The sequence below is a fragment of the Hyphococcus aureus genome (assembly GCF_042643165.1).
Taxonomy (GTDB): domain Bacteria; phylum Pseudomonadota; class Alphaproteobacteria; order Caulobacterales; family Parvularculaceae; genus Hyphococcus; species Hyphococcus aureus.
Window position 1 is genome coordinate 884,371 of sequence record NZ_JBHRSH010000002.1, and the last position, 16,379, is coordinate 900,749.

Annotated in this window: 15 protein-coding genes; 7 read left to right on the forward strand and 8 right to left on the reverse strand. The window is 61.3% G+C overall.

Features of this window, described 5'->3' with window-relative positions; all coding sequences use genetic code 11:
• Positions 1–7: 7 nt before the first annotated feature.
• Positions 8–577 carry a DUF1285 domain-containing protein gene (locus ACFOOP_RS17215; RefSeq protein ID WP_379882389.1) on the reverse strand — a complete coding sequence of 190 codons (570 nt, stop codon included), beginning with the start codon at positions 575–577 and terminating at the stop codon, positions 8–10.
• An 89-nt stretch (positions 578–666) separates the two neighbouring features.
• Positions 667–2,559, reverse strand: a complete 1,893-nt coding sequence (gene sppA / locus ACFOOP_RS17220) for a signal peptide peptidase SppA (protein ID WP_379882390.1) — start codon at positions 2,557–2,559, stop codon at positions 667–669.
• 335 nt (positions 2,560–2,894) lie between these two features.
• Here sppA and ACFOOP_RS17225 point away from each other — a divergent pair, with 335 nt between their 5' ends.
• From ACFOOP_RS17225 to ACFOOP_RS17245, 5 genes are all read left to right on the forward strand, one after another.
• On the forward strand, positions 2,895–3,887 hold the full coding sequence (locus ACFOOP_RS17225; RefSeq protein ID WP_379882392.1) for an AAA family ATPase: 993 nt from the start codon (positions 2,895–2,897) through the stop codon (positions 3,885–3,887).
• Positions 3,888–4,009: 122 nt separating this feature from the next.
• On the forward strand, positions 4,010–4,924 hold the full coding sequence (locus ACFOOP_RS17230) for a DUF58 domain-containing protein (RefSeq protein WP_379882393.1): 915 nt from the start codon (positions 4,010–4,012) through the stop codon (positions 4,922–4,924).
• A gap of 3 nt (positions 4,925–4,927) precedes the next feature.
• On the forward strand, positions 4,928–7,648 hold the full coding sequence (locus tag ACFOOP_RS17235; RefSeq protein WP_379882394.1) for a DUF4159 domain-containing protein: 2,721 nt from the start codon (positions 4,928–4,930) through the stop codon (positions 7,646–7,648).
• A complete protein-coding gene (locus ACFOOP_RS17240) occupies positions 7,645–9,747 on the forward strand; it encodes a hypothetical protein (RefSeq protein ID WP_379882395.1) in 2,103 nt (700 codons plus the stop codon). Before ACFOOP_RS17235 ends, ACFOOP_RS17240 begins: the two co-directional genes overlap by 4 nt.
• 120 nt (positions 9,748–9,867) lie before the next feature.
• Complete coding sequence (locus ACFOOP_RS17245) at positions 9,868–10,539, forward strand: hypothetical protein (protein WP_379882396.1); 672 nt, start codon at positions 9,868–9,870, stop codon at positions 10,537–10,539.
• 8 nt (positions 10,540–10,547) lie between these two features.
• Here the strand turns inward: ACFOOP_RS17245 and queD are convergent, their stop codons facing one another.
• Positions 10,548–10,925: a 6-carboxytetrahydropterin synthase QueD gene (gene queD / locus ACFOOP_RS17250; RefSeq protein WP_379882397.1), complete on the reverse strand. Its 378-nt coding sequence runs from the start codon at positions 10,923–10,925 to the stop codon at positions 10,548–10,550.
• A gap of 21 nt (positions 10,926–10,946) precedes the next feature.
• On the reverse strand, positions 10,947–11,582 hold the full coding sequence (gene queE, locus ACFOOP_RS17255; RefSeq protein ID WP_379882398.1) for a 7-carboxy-7-deazaguanine synthase: 636 nt from the start codon (positions 11,580–11,582) through the stop codon (positions 10,947–10,949).
• Between the two features lie 128 nt (positions 11,583–11,710).
• Between queE and ACFOOP_RS17260 the strand changes: the two genes are divergently transcribed.
• Positions 11,711–13,372: a S41 family peptidase gene (locus ACFOOP_RS17260; protein WP_379882399.1), complete on the forward strand. Its 1,662-nt coding sequence runs from the start codon at positions 11,711–11,713 to the stop codon at positions 13,370–13,372.
• The gene (locus ACFOOP_RS17265) at positions 13,369–13,731 is read left to right on the forward strand and encodes a hypothetical protein (RefSeq protein WP_379882401.1); all 363 of its coding nucleotides are present in this window, start codon (positions 13,369–13,371) and stop codon (positions 13,729–13,731) included. Before ACFOOP_RS17260 ends, ACFOOP_RS17265 begins: the two co-directional genes overlap by 4 nt.
• On the opposite strand, the gene ACFOOP_RS17270 is transcribed toward ACFOOP_RS17265, so the two are convergent.
• From ACFOOP_RS17270 to ACFOOP_RS17285, 4 genes are all read right to left on the reverse strand, one after another.
• Complete coding sequence (locus tag ACFOOP_RS17270; RefSeq protein ID WP_379882402.1) at positions 13,728–14,171, reverse strand: ion channel; 444 nt, start codon at positions 14,169–14,171, stop codon at positions 13,728–13,730. The two genes, ACFOOP_RS17265 and ACFOOP_RS17270, sit on opposite strands and share 4 nt — an antisense overlap.
• 43 nt (positions 14,172–14,214) lie before the next feature.
• Positions 14,215–14,538, reverse strand: coding sequence for a hypothetical protein (locus ACFOOP_RS17275; protein ID WP_379882403.1), 324 nt, complete (start codon positions 14,536–14,538; stop codon positions 14,215–14,217).
• 168 nt (positions 14,539–14,706) lie between these two features.
• A complete protein-coding gene (gene infC, locus ACFOOP_RS17280; RefSeq protein ID WP_379882405.1) occupies positions 14,707–15,291 on the reverse strand; it encodes a translation initiation factor IF-3 in 585 nt (194 codons plus the stop codon).
• 96 nt (positions 15,292–15,387) lie between these two features.
• A complete protein-coding gene (locus ACFOOP_RS17285; protein ID WP_379882406.1) occupies positions 15,388–16,374 on the reverse strand; it encodes a glycosyltransferase family 9 protein in 987 nt (328 codons plus the stop codon).
• Positions 16,375–16,379: the final 5 nt, after the last annotated feature.

The window sequence follows — 16,379 nt, forward strand, 5'->3', positions numbered from 1 at the left end:
CGACGCTCTATTCATACACTTCGCTTGCGGGCCCAAACGGGAAAAAGACGCCATCGGAGAAAACGCCAAACATCTCTTCTCCATCTATGTCGCGGGTTTCGCCTAACGCGACAAGATCATAATAAACCGCGCGCGCGATGCGCGCTTCTAGCCGCGAACGCATATCGATATAGGGCGCGCGCTCGCCAGTTTCAGGATCGGCGCGAAAGACAAGCGGATGATCCGGTCCGGCAACCGCCTCGTCGCCAACATTGGAAGTAAAGACAAGTTTTTGCGCCTCGCCCTCGCCTTCGCGGCGCATGAGTACGGCCAGAAATGGCACGTCCTCCACCGCGATCTCCATCTTTTCAACCGGCGTCACCAGGAAGTAATCATCGCCTTCCCGGCGCAGCACCGTCGAAAACAACCGCACCAGCCGCGCCCGCCCAATGGGCGTTCCTTCATGGACCCAGGTTCCGTCGCGCTTGATGACAAGATCGATCTCGCCGCAAAACTCCGGATGCCATTTGTCGACGGGCGGCAGGCCTTTTTGACCTGCGCCGTCGAGTTCCGCCGCGTATCGCATCAAATCGGTCATAAACGAAACCGGCGCTGTATTATCTACAGCGCCGGCCCCTCTTTGTTGTTCAGCGCTTGTCGCCCGCTCTTTACGGCGAACGCATGAGCTTATTCGCAAGTCAGGCAGCGTGCATAGGCGGCGTTCGGATCATTGAACTCGGCGAAGAATGCAGCCTGTTCTTCTGCGGCGCGAACGATCTGCGCCACGGCGCCTTCCGCGTGACGCTGTTTTGCGCCGCCGAATTTGGCGATCGTGGTTTCGGACAGATTGCTCATGAACATTTCGAAGGTCGTGCGCTTTTCTTTCATGTCGACGACATCGTATTTGTCGAGGCCGGCGAGTTTCGCCGCCGCGGCCGTCGCGTCATCAAAGTCGCCGAGCTTGTCGACAAGTTTCAACTCCAACGCCTTTTCGCCGATCCAGACGCGGCCCTGGCCAACAGAGTCGACATAAGCCTTGTCGAGGTGACGACCTTCACCGACGATCGTCAGGAAGCGGTCATACCCGTTTTCCGTAGACTGCTGGATGATGTCCGCAGCATTAGGCGGCAACGGGCCAAGGCCTGTCGCGAGAATTGGCGAAAGGGTCGTGGTGCCGACGCCGTCCACATAGACGCCTGCTTCAGCCGCCGTGTTCTCGAACGTATTGAAGTAACCGAAAATACCGATGGAGCCGGTGATGGTCGTTGGCGCCGCCCAGATTTCATCGGTCGCCGCGGCGATCCAGTACCCGCCCGACGCCGCGAGGGAGCCCATGGAGGCGACCACCGGTTTGCCGTCCGCTTTCAGCGCAAGCACTTCGTCACGGATGATGTCCGACGCAAAGGCGGAGCCGCCCGGGCTGTCGATGCGCAGCACCACGGCTTTGACCTTGTCGTCTTCGCGCGCTTTTCTGAGCTGTGCGGCGATGGTGTCGCCGCCGGCTGCGCGGCCGGTCGGCGCTTCGCCGTCGACAATGGTTCCCGCCGCCGTGATCACCACAACATTCGGATCGCTGTCGTCATCTTTCTTGTCAAGCGAGGTGAGATAACGCTTGAAGCTGACTTTCTTGAACGACTTGCCGTCTTTGGTTTTGCCGAATGTTTCTTTCAGCTTGTCGTTCATTTCCGCGCGCGACATCAATTCGTCCACAAAGCCGGCTTTGACCGCCACTTTGCCGAGATCGCCGTCAACTTCTTCCAGAAGCGCGTTGAGATTATTGGCGTAGTTATCCACCGAGCCGGGTTTCAGGCCGCGCGCCTTTTCAACAACAGAAGCGTAATCGCGCCACAATACCGAAAGGTAAGCCGCGTTCGCTTCTTTTGCTTCCGGCGACATGTCATCGCGCAGGAACGGCTCCACTGCGGATTTGAACGTGCCCACACGGAAAACGTGGCTGGTCACTTTCAGTTTTTCGAGCAGGCTCTTCACATAGACGCCATAAGACCCGTAGCCGTAGATGAAGAGATTGCCGTAATCATTCATGTAAATCTCGTCGGCGTTGGCCGCGAGGAGATACTGGTCCTGGCTGTAGGCGTCGCCGACAGCAATAATCTTCTTGCCGCTTTCTTTGAACTTGGCGATTTCATCGACAAGATAATGAAGCTTCGAGGCGCTTGAGGGCGACGCGCCCATAGCGCCGAGATCAAGAACAAGGCCCTTGATGCGCTTGTCGTCCTTCGCGGCGCGGAGCACGCGGACAAGATCATGAACTTCAATCTGGGTCGGCTCATTAATGCCGTATGCTTCTTCGCGCAGCACTTCGAGCGGGTTCACATCCTCGGCGATTTCAACAAGCACGCCGTTGGGATCGAGCACCAGCGCCGCTTCATCGGGAATGGAGACGGAAACCTTTTCGCCATTGCCGGCGATGCCGTTAGTGACTTCGACCATCACGCCGACAATCAGGATTAAAACAACGAGGCCGATAAGCCCCTGCAGCATCAAAAGGACGCCAATGATGAGTTTGGCGAAGCCCTTGATGAATCCCCAGACCGAAAAATGCGACTCGTGTTCCGACACAAAGGTCCCCTTTACACTACCGGCGCGAAAGCCGGCTCCACAGAGCCGCCCACAAGGACAGCTCCTCTGTTTTCAACGCTCCGGCGCCCAAAAGCGCCAAAACTGACAACCACCCCGCGAAATCCGCCCGCGGAAGCCCGCGACGCAAATCTTGCGGCATGGTAATGACATCGGGCGCGAAGCCGCAAGGGGCAAGAGTTTTTCGACAATCCGAGCCGTTTCCTTGCCAAGCAGTTCTTTAACCCCGACCAAGCCATGCTATCTCAATATTTGGTCCCGAATCGCCGGAACCAGCCTCCACGACCATATTTGGTCTTCAACATCACGCGAGCCCCATGACCGACACCCAGCCTGACCCAGATATCCTGCGGAAATTTGATGAGATTTCGGTAAAATTCGGGCGCGCCCGAACAGCCCTTGGAAAAGTCGTTTTCGGCCAGGAAGAGGTGATCGACCTCACCCTTGCTACACTTGCAGCAGGCGGTCATGGGCTGCTGGTGGGCGCTCCGGGCCTCGCCAAAACCCTCCTTGTCACCTCGATCGCCGATCTGATGGGCCTCTCGGCCAAACGGGTGCAGTTTACGCCCGATCTGATGCCCGGCGACGTGCTCGGATCGGAGGTTCTGGAAGAAAGCGCCGAGGGACGCCGGGAATTCCGTTTCATTCCGGGACCGGTCTTCTGCCAGCTCCTGATGGCGGACGAAATCAACCGGGCGAGCCCGCGCACCCAGTCGGCCCTCCTTCAGGCCATGCAGGAGCACCATGTGACCGTGGCCGGCGCCCGCCATGACCTGCCCGTTCCGTTTCACGTTCTCGCCACCCAGAACCCGATTGAACAGGAAGGCACCTACCCCCTGCCCGAAGCGCAGCTTGACCGTTTCCTCCTTGAGATTGACGTCAATTATCCGGACATAGACGCCGAACGGCGCATGCTCGCCGCGACCACAGGCGCGCAAAAGTCTGCTGTTGACGCAGTGATGACCGCCGAAGATCTGATGGAAGCGCAAAAGCTTGTGCGGGAGATGCCCATCGGCGAACAGGTGGTGGAAATGATCCTGTCGATCACCCGCGCAGCGCGGCCGACGAGCGACGCCAAAGACCGTGTGAAAAAATTCGTGGCCTGGGGGCCCGGCCCGCGCGCAAGTCAGGCCTTCTCTCTTGCGGCGCGTTCGCTGGCGCTCATCGACGGACGTCATGCGCCGTCGCTCGACGACGTTAAACGTCTCGCAGGCCCGGTGTTACGGCATCGCATGGCGCTTAACTTTGCGGCGCGATCCGAAGGATTGACGACCGACGATTTCATCAAGGAACTGGTTGCGGGGGCGTAATAGAGCCGAGTTCCGATAAAAATCGGAACACGGATCTAGGGTTATTTTTGTCGCGCTTCTTTTGCGGATAACCGCGCACATTTATCCGCGAAGCGCTCGAGAGTTTGGAGACACCGCGCCAGATGGCGAAAACCACATCAGGCAAAATGGAAGAAACGCTCGCCGTTCGTCACGATGCGGAAAGCGCGGCCGCGTTGTTTCCCCCTATGCTGCTCGAGGCCGAGCGCATGGCGCAGGCGGTGAGCGCAGGCCTGCACGGGCGTCGCCGCGCCGGTCCCGGCGAGACCTTCTGGCAGCATCGTCCATACGCTTTTGGCGATCCCGTCTCCGCGATTGACTGGCGCCAGTCCGCCAGAGCCGCCGACCGGCTCTATGTGCGCCAGAATGAGTGGGAGGCCGCCGCCGCCGCCTATCTCTGGCGCGACCCTTCGCATTCTCTCGATTACGCCTCGCAAAAAACATTACCGACCAAACGCCGTCGCGCCGATATTTTACTGGCGGCGCTGACGATCCTGCTTTCGCAAGCCGGTGAGCGCATCGGCCTGCTTGGCGAAGACCGCAGACCGTTTCAGGGACGCACCGCGCCTGAACGCATGCTGGAAGCGCTGCATATCGGTGAGTTCAATGACGCCACCGGGGCGCCGCCGCTCGCCTCTGTTCCGGCGGGCGCGCGCGTCGTCATGGCGAGTGATTTTTTCACCGCACCGGAAAGCGTTGAACGCGCGGTTGCGGCGCTGGCCTCGAACGGCGCGCAAGGCGTGTTGTTGCAAGTCTGCGACCCTGCGGAAGAAGACTTTCCGTTTGAAGGCCGCGTTGAGTTCCGTGATCTTGAAAGCAAGGACCGGCTGATCTTCGGCCAGACCGCATCGCTCGCCGACGCCTATAAAGCGAAATTCGCCGCCCATCGCGGCGCCCTTGAGGCGATTGCACAACAAAGCGGCTGGCGCTTTTTCGTCCACCGCACCGACCACGCCCCGCAAACGGCGTTGTTGTCTTTGTTCACGGCGATCGCCGACATGCGCGCCTGGAAAGCATAAATCGTGGGCGCGCTCAGTTTCACATCGCCGCTGCTTCTTCTCGCCCTCGGCGCCTTGCCGCTGATCTGGCTGTTGCTGCGCGCTACGCCGCCTTCACCAAAACGCGAAAATTTTCCCGCCTTCATCATCTTGCGGCAGTTAAAGACGGCGGAAGAAACGCCGGACCGTACGCCATGGTGGCTGCTATTGATGCGGCTGCTTCTGGCGGGGCTTATTATTCTTGGCCTTGCAGGTCCTGTCTTGAACGCGCCAGCGCCGGGAACGCAGACCGGTCCGATGCTGCTGGTTGTCGACAATAGTTGGGCCGCCGCGCAGCATTGGCGCACGCGCCAGGACGCCTTGCGCGAAGCGGCGGCGGAAGCGGCGCAAACGGACCGCCAGGTTTTCATCCTCACAACCGCGCCGGAGCGCACGCCCGCGCCGCTTGAACCCATGACCGGAGAGGCCGCCCGCGCCGCCGCAGACGCCATGACGCCCGCGCCTTTCGCCGCCGATCGCGCTGGCGCGGCAAGCCGCCTCGCCGAGCTTGACCGTTATTTCACCTCGGGCGCTGAGATCCGCTGGCTTTCCGATGGGCTTGCAGGCGAAGGTGATCAGACGCTTACCGACGCGCTGTCAGGCCGGGGCGAGCTTGCCATCTTTAACGATGCCCGCGCGCCTAAATATCAGTTGCGTCCCTTGCAGTCGGCGGAGAACGCTCTCGCTTACCGGGTCGAGCGGCTGGATGCAGCGGCGCCGGCGGAAGGCGCCGTCATCGCAACAGCCCGTGACGGTCGCGAACTGGCGCGCTCTGAGTTTGAATTCGCCGCTGGCGAGCTGGCGCGCGATGTAACCCTCAACCTCCCCCTCGCTCTCGCAAATGAACTTTCCATCACCCGGATCGAAGGCGTCGCCTCCGCCGGCGCCGTGCGCCTCTCCGACGCCCGCGACCGGCGCGCGCTGATCGGACTTGCCCGTAACGCCGAAAGCTCAAGCGACAACCTGTTGAAGGGTGATCATTATATTCGCGAGGCGTTGAACCCTTACGCTTCCTTCCTCGAAGACGACCTCTCCACGCTGTTGCAGTCGGATGTCTCCGTTATTGTGCTCGACGACATAGGCCGCTTGCGCGCCAGTGAGCGCGACGAGCTTTCCGCCTGGGTCGAGCGCGGCGGCGTTCTGATCCGCTTTGCCGGGCCCGTCCTCGCCGAGGCGGCGCAGGACAGTGCGCCCGACCTTATCCCCGCGCCATTGCGCGGCGGCGGACGCGCCTTTGGCGGCGCCCTGACCTGGGACACACCGCAACATCTCGACATCTTTCCCGCAGAAAGCCCGTTTGCAGGACTGGACGCCGCTGACGACGTCCTGATCCGCCGTCAGGTGCTGGCCGAACCCGGCGGGGAGACAACACAGCGTACCTGGGCGCGGCTGAAAGACGGCACACCGCTCGTCACCGGCGCCCGTCAGGGCAAAGGCGTCATTGCACTTTTTCATGTGACCGCAACGCCGGACTGGTCGGACCTGCCTCTGTCCGGACTATTCATCGATATGCTCCGCAGGCTGACTTTCCTGTCGGCGCTGGGACCTGACGCGGCGTCTGAAGGCGCCGACGCCCGTTATGCGCCCTTGCGCCTCCTCACCGGCGAAGGCCGGATGACCCGGCCCGATGACGCCGCCCGCGCCCTCACCGCGGCGGAGCTGGCGCTCGCCCCGTCTCCCGCCCGCGCGCCGGGTTTTTACGGAGCCCCCGAAGCGCCGCTGGCGCTCAACGCCGTTCCTGTCGGCGCCGCCTTTGAACCGATCTCAATTTCAGGCGCCGCCATTCAGGCCTATGAGGCAGCCCCGCCGGTGTCCTTAAGCCCGCCGCTGGTTGTCGCTGCGTTGTTGTTGCTTCTTGCCGACGGCATTATCGCGCTGATGTTGAGCGGGCGGCTTAACTGGCGTCCCGCCGCAGCGGCGCTGCTGGCGGCTGGCGTCATCTCGGGCCCCATGGACCGCGCCAGCGCGCAACCGCTCGACGCGCCAATCGAGGAAAAAATCGTCGACGCCGCATTGACGACGCGCCTCGCCTATATAGCCAGCGGCGACTCGGCGATCGACACCCTCACGGAACAGGGTCTCGCCGCGCTCAGCAGGGAACTCTACAGACGGACAGCCATCGAACCCGCCCCGCCCGAGCGCATCGATCCGGATACGGACGATCTGTCGGTCTATTCCTTTCTCTACTGGCCGATTGCGCCGGGCGCGGAAACGCCCTCCGACGCGGCCCTCGCCAATATCGAAAACTTCATGCGCTTCGGCGGGCTCCTCCTTATCGACACCCGCGATGATGAGCGCGCCGTGGGCGCGGGATCGACGCCGGAAGGGCAAGCCCTGCAGCGCATTCTCGGCGCCCTCGACATCCCGCCCTTACGGCCGGTCGATGACAGCCACGTGCTGACGCGCTCCTTCTATCTCCTGAACTCGCTTTACGGGCGCAACAACAACAATCCGGTCTGGGTCGAGGCCGATTCCAGCGGCTCCAATGACGGCGTCACTGCGCTGATCATCGGCGGGCGCGACTGGATCGGCGCCTGGGCGGCGGACAGTTTCGGCCGTCCTTTGAGACCCATGGGATCGGGCGGGCCTCGTGCGCGCGAACTCGCTTATCGCGCCGGCGTCAACATGGTGATGGTCGCCTTCACCGGCAATTATAAATCCGATCAGGTGCACACGCCGATCCTTCTGGAGCGGCTTGGCAAGTGACGTCGCTTCCTTTCAATATCGTTCTCGATCCGATGCTGCCGCAATGGGCGCTGATCCTCGCCGTCATTGCAGGCGCGGCCTTTGCAATCCTGTCGCTGCTCCGCAACTGGAAAAGCGGCATCGCGCGCGCGGTCGCTATCGCCGCGCTCCTGGCGCTGATCGCCGGCCCCATGATCCGGGAAGCTGAGACAACACCACTCAATGACATCGCCCTGATCCTCGTCGACGAGAGCGCCAGCCAGTCGCTCGATGGTCGTAATCGCGTCAGCGAGGACGCGGCAGTAAAACTCGCGGACCGCATCGAAGCCCTCGGCGGCGTTGAAACCGAAACAATCCGTTACGGCGGCGAGGAAGAAACGCTATCGGTAAATGCCGTGCGCCAGGCGGTTGCCGACACGCCGCGCCAGCGTCTCGGCGCCGTTTTCCTCATCACTGACGGACAGGCCGCCGACGCCTCGGACGCCGCAGACGGGCTCGACACCGACGCGCCGGTCCATATTCTCACCACTGGCGCAACAAATGAATCCGATCGCAAGATCACCCTCGTCAATGCGCCGCGTTACGGCATTGTCCGCCAGCCTGTGCGCGTCACCTTCCGTATCGACGATCTTGGCCGCGATGGAGAAGCCCTGACGGACGCCCGCGCGCCGATGGTGACCTTGCGCATGGATGGCGAGGAAATTCTGCGCGAGGCGGTGCCCGTCGGCGCCGAAGCCGGTTTCGACGTGCCCCTGACGCGTCCGGGACAAACGATCATCGAGCTTGAAGTCGCCGAGCGTTCTGGCGAGTTGACAACCCGGAATAACATCGCCGTTCTGCCGATCACCGCCGTGCGCGACCGCTTGCGCGTACTTCTTATTTCCGGCGAGCCGCATCCGGGCGAGCGGGTCTGGCGCAATCTCTTGAAATCGGACCCCGCGGTTGACCTCGTCCACTTCACGATCCTCAGACCCATCGACAAGAATGACGGCACACCCGTCGATGAACTGGCGCTCATCCCGTTTCCGCAGGATGAACTCTTCATCGACAAGCTTGATGAATTCGATTTGCTGATTTTCGACCGCTACGCTTATCGCGGTGTGTTGTCGTCTTTCCATTTCGACAATATCGCGCGGTTCGTCGACAATGGCGGCGCGGTGCTGATCGCGTCCGGCCCGGAATATAACGGCTCCCTTAGCCTCGCGAACCGGCGAAATCTCTCTTTCATCCTCCCCGCCCTTCCGGCGGGGAGCGCCGTTGAAGAAGCTTACCGGCCGGAGGTCACAGAGCTTGGCCAGCGCCACCCCGTGACCGCCAATCTTCCGGACGCCGACATCTGGGGCCGCTGGCTGCGCGTCATGCCGGTGACGCAACGGCGCGGTGAAACCCTGATGAGCGGTCCGCGCGGCGCGCCGCTTTTGATTCTAGACCGCATCGGCGAAGGCCGCGTCGGACTTTTCCTTTCCGATCATGTCTGGCTATGGGCGCGCGGTTTTGACGGCGGCGGGCCCCATGCGGAACTGCTCCGCCGCATCGCCCACTGGCTGATGAAAGAGCCGGAGCTCGAAGAAGAAGCGCTTTCCCTGCGCGAAGAAAACGGCGACCTCATTGTCGAGCGCCGCAGCATCGAAGAGGACGCTCCCGCCGTCGCGCTCACAAATCCTGACGGCGAGACCAGCGAAGTCGACCTTCGTGAAACCACGCCCGGCCGCTTCACGGCGCGCATCACCCAGCCGCCACGGGGGCTTTACCGCGCCGCCTCGGGCGAGCTTTTCGCCATCGGCGTAATCGGGGTTGAAGCGGCGCCTGAATTCCAGAATGTCATTTCCACCGGAAGTCTCCTCGGCCCGCTGGCTGAGGAAACCGGCGGCGGCGTTTACGCTGTTCGCGACGGGAATAACGCCTCACCGCCTGACCTCAAAAGGGTTCGAGGCGAGACAGCGCCCCGGTCGGGCGCATCCTGGGCCGGGATCGCCGAGCGCCGGGCGGAGCGCGTTGAGACAGTGAAAGACGCGCCGCTCGCGCCGGCGCTTTTCTGGCTGTTCATCATCGCGCTGGCGCTGCTGGCCGCCTGGGGGCTTGAAGGCGGGCGTTTCACACGAAAAGCCCAACAGAGTTAATCCAAATCAACCCTGTTATGCCTTCCGCGCCGCGCAAAATTTACACAATTGTTTAACGGCGCTGAAAATCCGGACGCCCTACGGTGTTGCAAAATCAGTCATGCCTGAGGGAGTGTTCTCGTGGCGTTTGCAACAAACAAAAACAATGGCGGGGGCCAGGAAAAACGGCGCAGCCCGCTGGCCGGGTGGCTTGGAAAAAAGAACGATCCGAATGCGGATGAAATGCCGGCGATGGACGTTGCTGGCGGGCTCGACCGTGCGCTGCGCAACCGCCGCGCCGTCATCGACGAAGCGCCCTATGAAGAACAGGAAAACCCGGTTCGCGAAGCGCTGAGCGCGATTGAGGCGGCGCTATACGCTATCGACCGGGTGCGCGATATTCTCGAACAGGCCTGCGAAGTCGCCATTTCCGCAAAAGACGTGGAAGAAGTTGGCGGCCGCGCCCTCCTCGCCGAAAGTTATGACGAGCTGCGGCTCTCCATCAACGAAGCGCTGGATAAAATCGATCCGCGCGCCGCTGTGCTGATCGGCAAGGGCCAGCGTCATATCGACGTGACGCTTGGCGGCCGGGCGCGTTATTCAGTCTCCCCGATCCGGCTCGATGTGAGCGAGAAGGGCCTCGATCTGGCCCCGCCGGTGGATGCGTTTGCGAGTTACGAAGAGATCGACAATGTTCTCGATCAGCTCGACAAGGCGCTGGCCCGCGCCGATGGCGCCGCCGCGAGCTATTGCCGCGACGCCCAATATCTGATCGCGCGCATGAAAGCGGATCTCGAAACCAACGCGGCTTAGATGAGACTTTAAACCGTGAAGACGCAACTCTCGCCGATGGAGGGGCGCGACACGCGCACCTCGGCGAGACCGGGAAACCGCGTCTTCAGTTTTTCCGCCGCCCACCGGCAGATATTTTCAAGCGTCGGACGCTCGAGCCCCTCGACCTCATTCAACAGGCGATGGTCAAGCGCCTCGTGAAGCTCTTGCAGCGCTTCTCCGACATCGCCGAAATCAACGACCCAGCCGGCTTCGGGATCGGGCTCGCCCTCGATCACCACTTCCATCGTAAACGAATGACCATGAAGACGCGCATAGGGCCGCGCCTCAGGGTCGTGATCCAGAAAGTGCGCGGCGTCGAAATTCATCGACTTGACGATGCGCATGGCCTTGTCCTCTTCACTCAATCGGACCCTGAAGGCGCGCCTTTAAGGAATGCCCACAAGTTTGTGGGTCTGAAGGCTGAGGCGCCATTGCGGATGGGTCCGGCAATACTCAATTGCGGCGGCGGTCTGTTCGCCCCGCGCGGGCCCGTCCATAGGCTGCAAAAAGAAAAAGTCAAATGCGAGGTCTTCGAATATCTCCGGCGGCGCATCCGCCTGATGGTAAACGAGCTTCAATTCCTGCCCGGAGCGCTGGACCAGCGGCGCCGTCGCTTTCGGGCTGACGCAGATCCAGTCGATTCCCTCCGGCGCGGCGATGGTGCCGTTGGTTTCCACCGCGATCTCAAAACCCGCGCCATGGAGCGCGTCAATCAACGCCGGATCGAGCTGCAATAAAGGCTCGCCGCCGGTGCAGACCACATAGGGCTTGCCTGCTTTTGACTCCGGCCAGTGCGTAGCCGCTGCGCGCGCAAGGGCTTCGGCGTCTTTGAATTTTCCGCCGCCCGGCCCATCAGTCCCGATAAAGTCAGTGTCGCAAAAGGTGCAGATAGCGCCCGCGCGATCGCGTTCCAGTCCCGACCAAAGGTTGCAGCCTGCAAAGCGCAGGAACACCGCCGGGCGTCCGGCCTGTGCGCCCTCGCCCTGAAGCGTATAGTAAATTTCCTTGACCGCGTAGCTCATGAGCCGGGTTCTAGGCGAAAGCCTGCGCTGCTCCTAGCGCAGCAGGCGAAAAAACGCGCTTGCGTTGACTAAACCGGACAAATGGGGACGATCAGCTATGGGGGCGAGCGTAACAGAGTATTGAGCCGATGACCGGACACAAACCTTGTGGACATTTTCGGGGGGCCGCCTTCTCCGCTTTTTTTGCCCTGCTCTTCGCCGCCGCCTGCGGCGGAGGCGGCAACAACGCCACGCCGCCGGCCGCCGCCCCGGCGCCCCCGCCGCCGTCAGGGAATTCTGGCCCCACATGGACGGCGGGCGTTTATCAGGATGCGGGCCTGTTCAAGGATCGCTGCGAAACGGTGCGCACCGGGCTCGATTTTGAAGGCAACCCTTTTCCCGACCGTGCGGGCTCAACGCTGGAGGAGAATTTCTGGCTGCGCTCCTGGACCGATGAAACCTATCTCTGGAATAATGAGGTTCAGGATCGAAACCCGGCGAATTATTCTGACCCGGTCGCCTATTTCGATCTCTTGCGCACAACCGCGACGACGGCGTCGGGCAAGGATAAAGACGACTTTCATTTCAGCCAGCCCACAGACGAGTTTCTGCGGGAGCGCAATTCAGCGCCGGTCGCCGAATATGGCGCCAGACTGATCGCCTATTCAGTGTCGCCGCCGCGCGATTTTCGTGTGCTCTACACCGAAGCCGGAACGCCGGCGTCCGACACCGTGATGGGAACGCCCAACCTGATCCGTGGCGCGCGCATTCTCGAAGTCGACGGAGTCGACCTCGTTAACGCCAACACGACCGCAGCGATCGACACGCTCAATGATGGTTTGTTTCCCTTAACGGCAGGCGAACTGCACACTTTTGTCGTGCAGGACCCCGGCGCCGCGACGACCCGCACAATCATGATGATTTCCGAAGACCTCTCGACGCCGGCGGTGAACCGCACCGCTATCATCAACACGCCTGCCGGCGATGTGGGATATGCGCTGGTCAACACCTTCAGCCCCTTCGCGTCGGAGCAAGACATCGCTGACGCGATCACGGATATGAACGCCGCCGGCGTCACGGATCTGGTTCTCGACCTGCGTTACAATGGCGGCGGCCTGCTCGCGATTTCGGCGCAGCTTGGATATATGGTTGCGGGCCCTTCGCGCACCAGCGGTAAGGCTTTCGAACGCCTGCGCTTTAACGCAGACGCTGGCGGAATTAATCCGGTTACGGGCGAGACCAACAACACAACGCCGTTTTTCAGCACCGGCGTCGGCTTTTCGGTGCCGAGCGGCGACCCCTTGCCGAACCTCAATCTCAACCGGGTCTATATTCTGTCAACAGACTGGACCTGCAGCGCCAGCGAGGCGGTGATCAACGGCCTGCGCGGCGTTGACGTCGAAGTCGTGCTCATTGGCCGCGCCACCTGCGGCAAGCCTTATGGCTTTTACCCGGAAGATAATTGCGGCGAGACCTACTACACCATCCAGTTCCAGGGCGTGAACCAGAAAGGCTTCGGCGATTACGCTGACGGTTTTATTCCGATGAATTCGAGCGCGCCATTCGGCGTGAAACTGCCGGGATGCCTTGTCGATGACGATCTCGATCATGAATTGGGTGACGAGAGTGAAGCCATGCTCGCTGCGGCGCTGCAATACCGGGAATTTGGAACCTGCCCTGCGCCGCCGCCCGTCTCCGTTGCGGCGAAAGCGCTGACGAAGGCGGATGCAAGCGAGCGGCCGGGTCTTGATCTGAAGCGCGGCATGCGCGTGATGGAAAACAATCGCGACATGAGGATGCCGGAGGAATGAATAGCCGCACAACTGTTTGCCTGATCGCCGCCGCAATTTTCACTGGCGCCTGCCAGACCGTGGCGCCGAAGACACCAGCCGTTCTTGCGAGCGCGGATGATGCAACCATTGCGCAGGTGAAGTCGGTTCTGGCGGACGCGGTTGGTCGGGCGACAATTGACCTCGGCCCCGGCGATCTCTCCAGAACGTCAACGATCTCGGTCCTGCCGCCGCCGCTAGCCGCCCGGGAAGACCGCAGCATGGCGACGCCGGTCGTTTTCGACATCATGCTGTCGGGCGGCGATTGCTATGCAGTGAGACGGGAGACGGGAGAAGCGTTCGCGCTGGGCGTTCCCTGCCTGGCCGCGACCGGAAACTAGCTTCCCCTGCCGCCGAGATGCAGCTTGCCGACAACGTCGAACAGAAACGCGGCGGATAAACCGAACAGCAAGAGCCCATTGGCCGCCGCAGCGCCGGCGAGCAATCGCCATTGCTGAGGCAGCAAAACATCGCCGAAGCCGAGCGTCGTAAAGGCCGCGCCTGAAAAATACAGCGACGTTTCCCATGTCTCAAACATGCCATAGACATGAAACAGGCCGGCCCACATGCCGATCTCGATCATATGCGCAAACATGAGCCAGAGGACGAGGAGAACGAGCACGGCGGTATCGCGTAAAAACCGCAGCGCGCCTTTTGTCCTGGTCTTGGCCGCGCGAAAAACCGCCGCCGCCGCCGCAACGAAGACACCATGAACAAACGTCGTCGCCGAGATGATGACGCTGTTGATCAATAGCTGATGAAAAACACCGCTGCCTTCCATGCGCCCTCCTTCTTTGTGTTTAGCAGGAGTCGGACGGGAAAATCTATTTCGCCTGTTTGACGGCTTTGGTGAGAAGCTTCAGCCGGCCATTGGCCCGCTTGATGGCGTCGTCGAGATTTTTGAGTGTGTCAGCGACATCGCTTGCGTCGGCTTCTTCGGCTTCAAGCAGCTCTTTGGCCGCTTTCAGCTCTGCGGCGAGCGCCGAGAGGCTGTCCTCGTCGGGTTTCAGTCGAGGCCGGTCGCTTGCTCCCCCGCCCGCCTCTTCTGCGCGGTTGCGCGCCATGAAGCCGCCAAGCAGTGCGCCGAGAATAAATCCCGCCAGCCCCAGAGGCCATCCCACGGCGATCATCTGCATTAACGCGTCCATACCCAACAACTCTAACCCCGGCGCGCGCGCTCCGCATCCCGCCATGCGCCCTGCGTCGTCAATTCAGGTCACTTTGAAGCAAGGGCCGGGCCAACGCTGTTCCAAAATAGCAAAACCGCCCGCATTTCAAATACGGGCGGCGAAATATGCTTAACAGGAGAGCAGCGCTTAACGCGGAGCCATCACCATCATGATCTGGCGGCCTTCCATTTTAGGATATTGCTCAACCTTGGCGATGTCGTCGAAATCGTCCTGCACACGCTTGAGCAAAGTCGAGCCGCGATCCTGGTGCGCCATTTCCCGGCCGCGAAATCTCAAGGTCACCTTGACCTTGTCGCCTTCCTCGAAGAAGCGCTTCATCGCCTTGACCTTCACCTGATAGTCATGGTCGTCGATGTTCGGCCGCATCTTGATCTCTTTGATCTCAACGATTTTCTGCTTTTTCTTGGCTTCCGCCTTTTTCTTCTGCTGCTGGTATTTGAATTTACCGTAATCAAGAATCTTGCAGACGGGCGGCGTCGTTCCTGGCGACACCTCCACCAGATCAAGACCCGCTTCAGCGGCGATAGCGATAGCTTCGGGGGTTTTCACAACACCGCGCTTCTCGCCTTCATGGTCGATCAGAAGAACTTGCGGGACGTCGATTTCATCATTGATGCGCGGGCCATCGGATTTAACCGGGGCGGCGTTAAAGGGTCTGCGTGCTATGGACTTCTCTCCATTGGTTGCTAACGGACAATTTTCTGCGCCCATTTCGGTGAGAAACGGTTAACCGTAATCCCAAAATGCGACAGAACGGTGGATATATAGGGCTTTGCGGGAATTGATCAACGGTGATCAATGGGAAGATCAACGCGCCTGAGCCGTCAACGGCTCCCCCGCGACAGCGTCCAGAAGGCCCATATTGTTGAGGGTGCGCCAGACAAAGACCGGCTCGACCTCGCCAAGGCCGCCGCCCTTGCCGCCTTCAGGCCCGGTCATCGTGACCACATGGCGGCCCCGGACCTCGAAGGGATCCTTGGGCGAGCGGATCACCACGCCCTCACAGCCGACGCTCAAGGCCAGCTGCATCTCATCGGCGTTGTCACTGACGAAAAACAGGGCTTCGCGCGCGAGCGCGGCAAGCTGGAGGTGGTCCGTCTTGCCGGTCAGGTCCACGAGTTGCGGGGCGTCGTGGGCGATTTCATCGCCGAAATGGTGGAGCGACTTCGCCCCGGCCAGCACTGGCATGATGCCCGCTTCAGACATTTGTCTGGCGACGCCTGCATAACCGGCGGCGCTCCAGCGTCGTTCCGGCGCTTCGCCCGGCAGAAGCAACCCGAAAGGACCGGAAATTCCGTACCAGCTCGGCTGCATATTGGCGCTGTCCTTGCGGGCCGTCACCGCCCACGAGAGATCAGGCAATCTTGTGTTGATGGAAAGCCCGGCGGTCTCGGCAAGCTTGTCAAAACTCGGGGTCGCAAGCGCAGCGCCTTTTGCGGGTTTGCCCGCAGATTCCGCCGCATGCCATTTCGGCCCGAACGGACCGAGCGCGCCTTTCAGGCGGCGCGCGGCGTCGTCGCCGGAAAGGTCATAGACCCTTTCAAATTTTGAACTTTTAAGCTGGCGCACAAATTCGCGCCGCGCTTCGCCGTCGCGCATATTGGGCATGCCGGCGACCTGGTCGAAATATGGCGAGGCGCGCGCAATGCGCTGGAGCCCGGGGGTCGTCAGCAAACTGATCTTTGCGTGAGGATGCGCTTCGCGGATCGCCTCGAAAGCTGCGTCCGCCGCCACGAAGCCCGTAAGCCCGTCAGTTTTGATGACCAGAATATTGCTGTTCTTACGCCCTAACATACCGC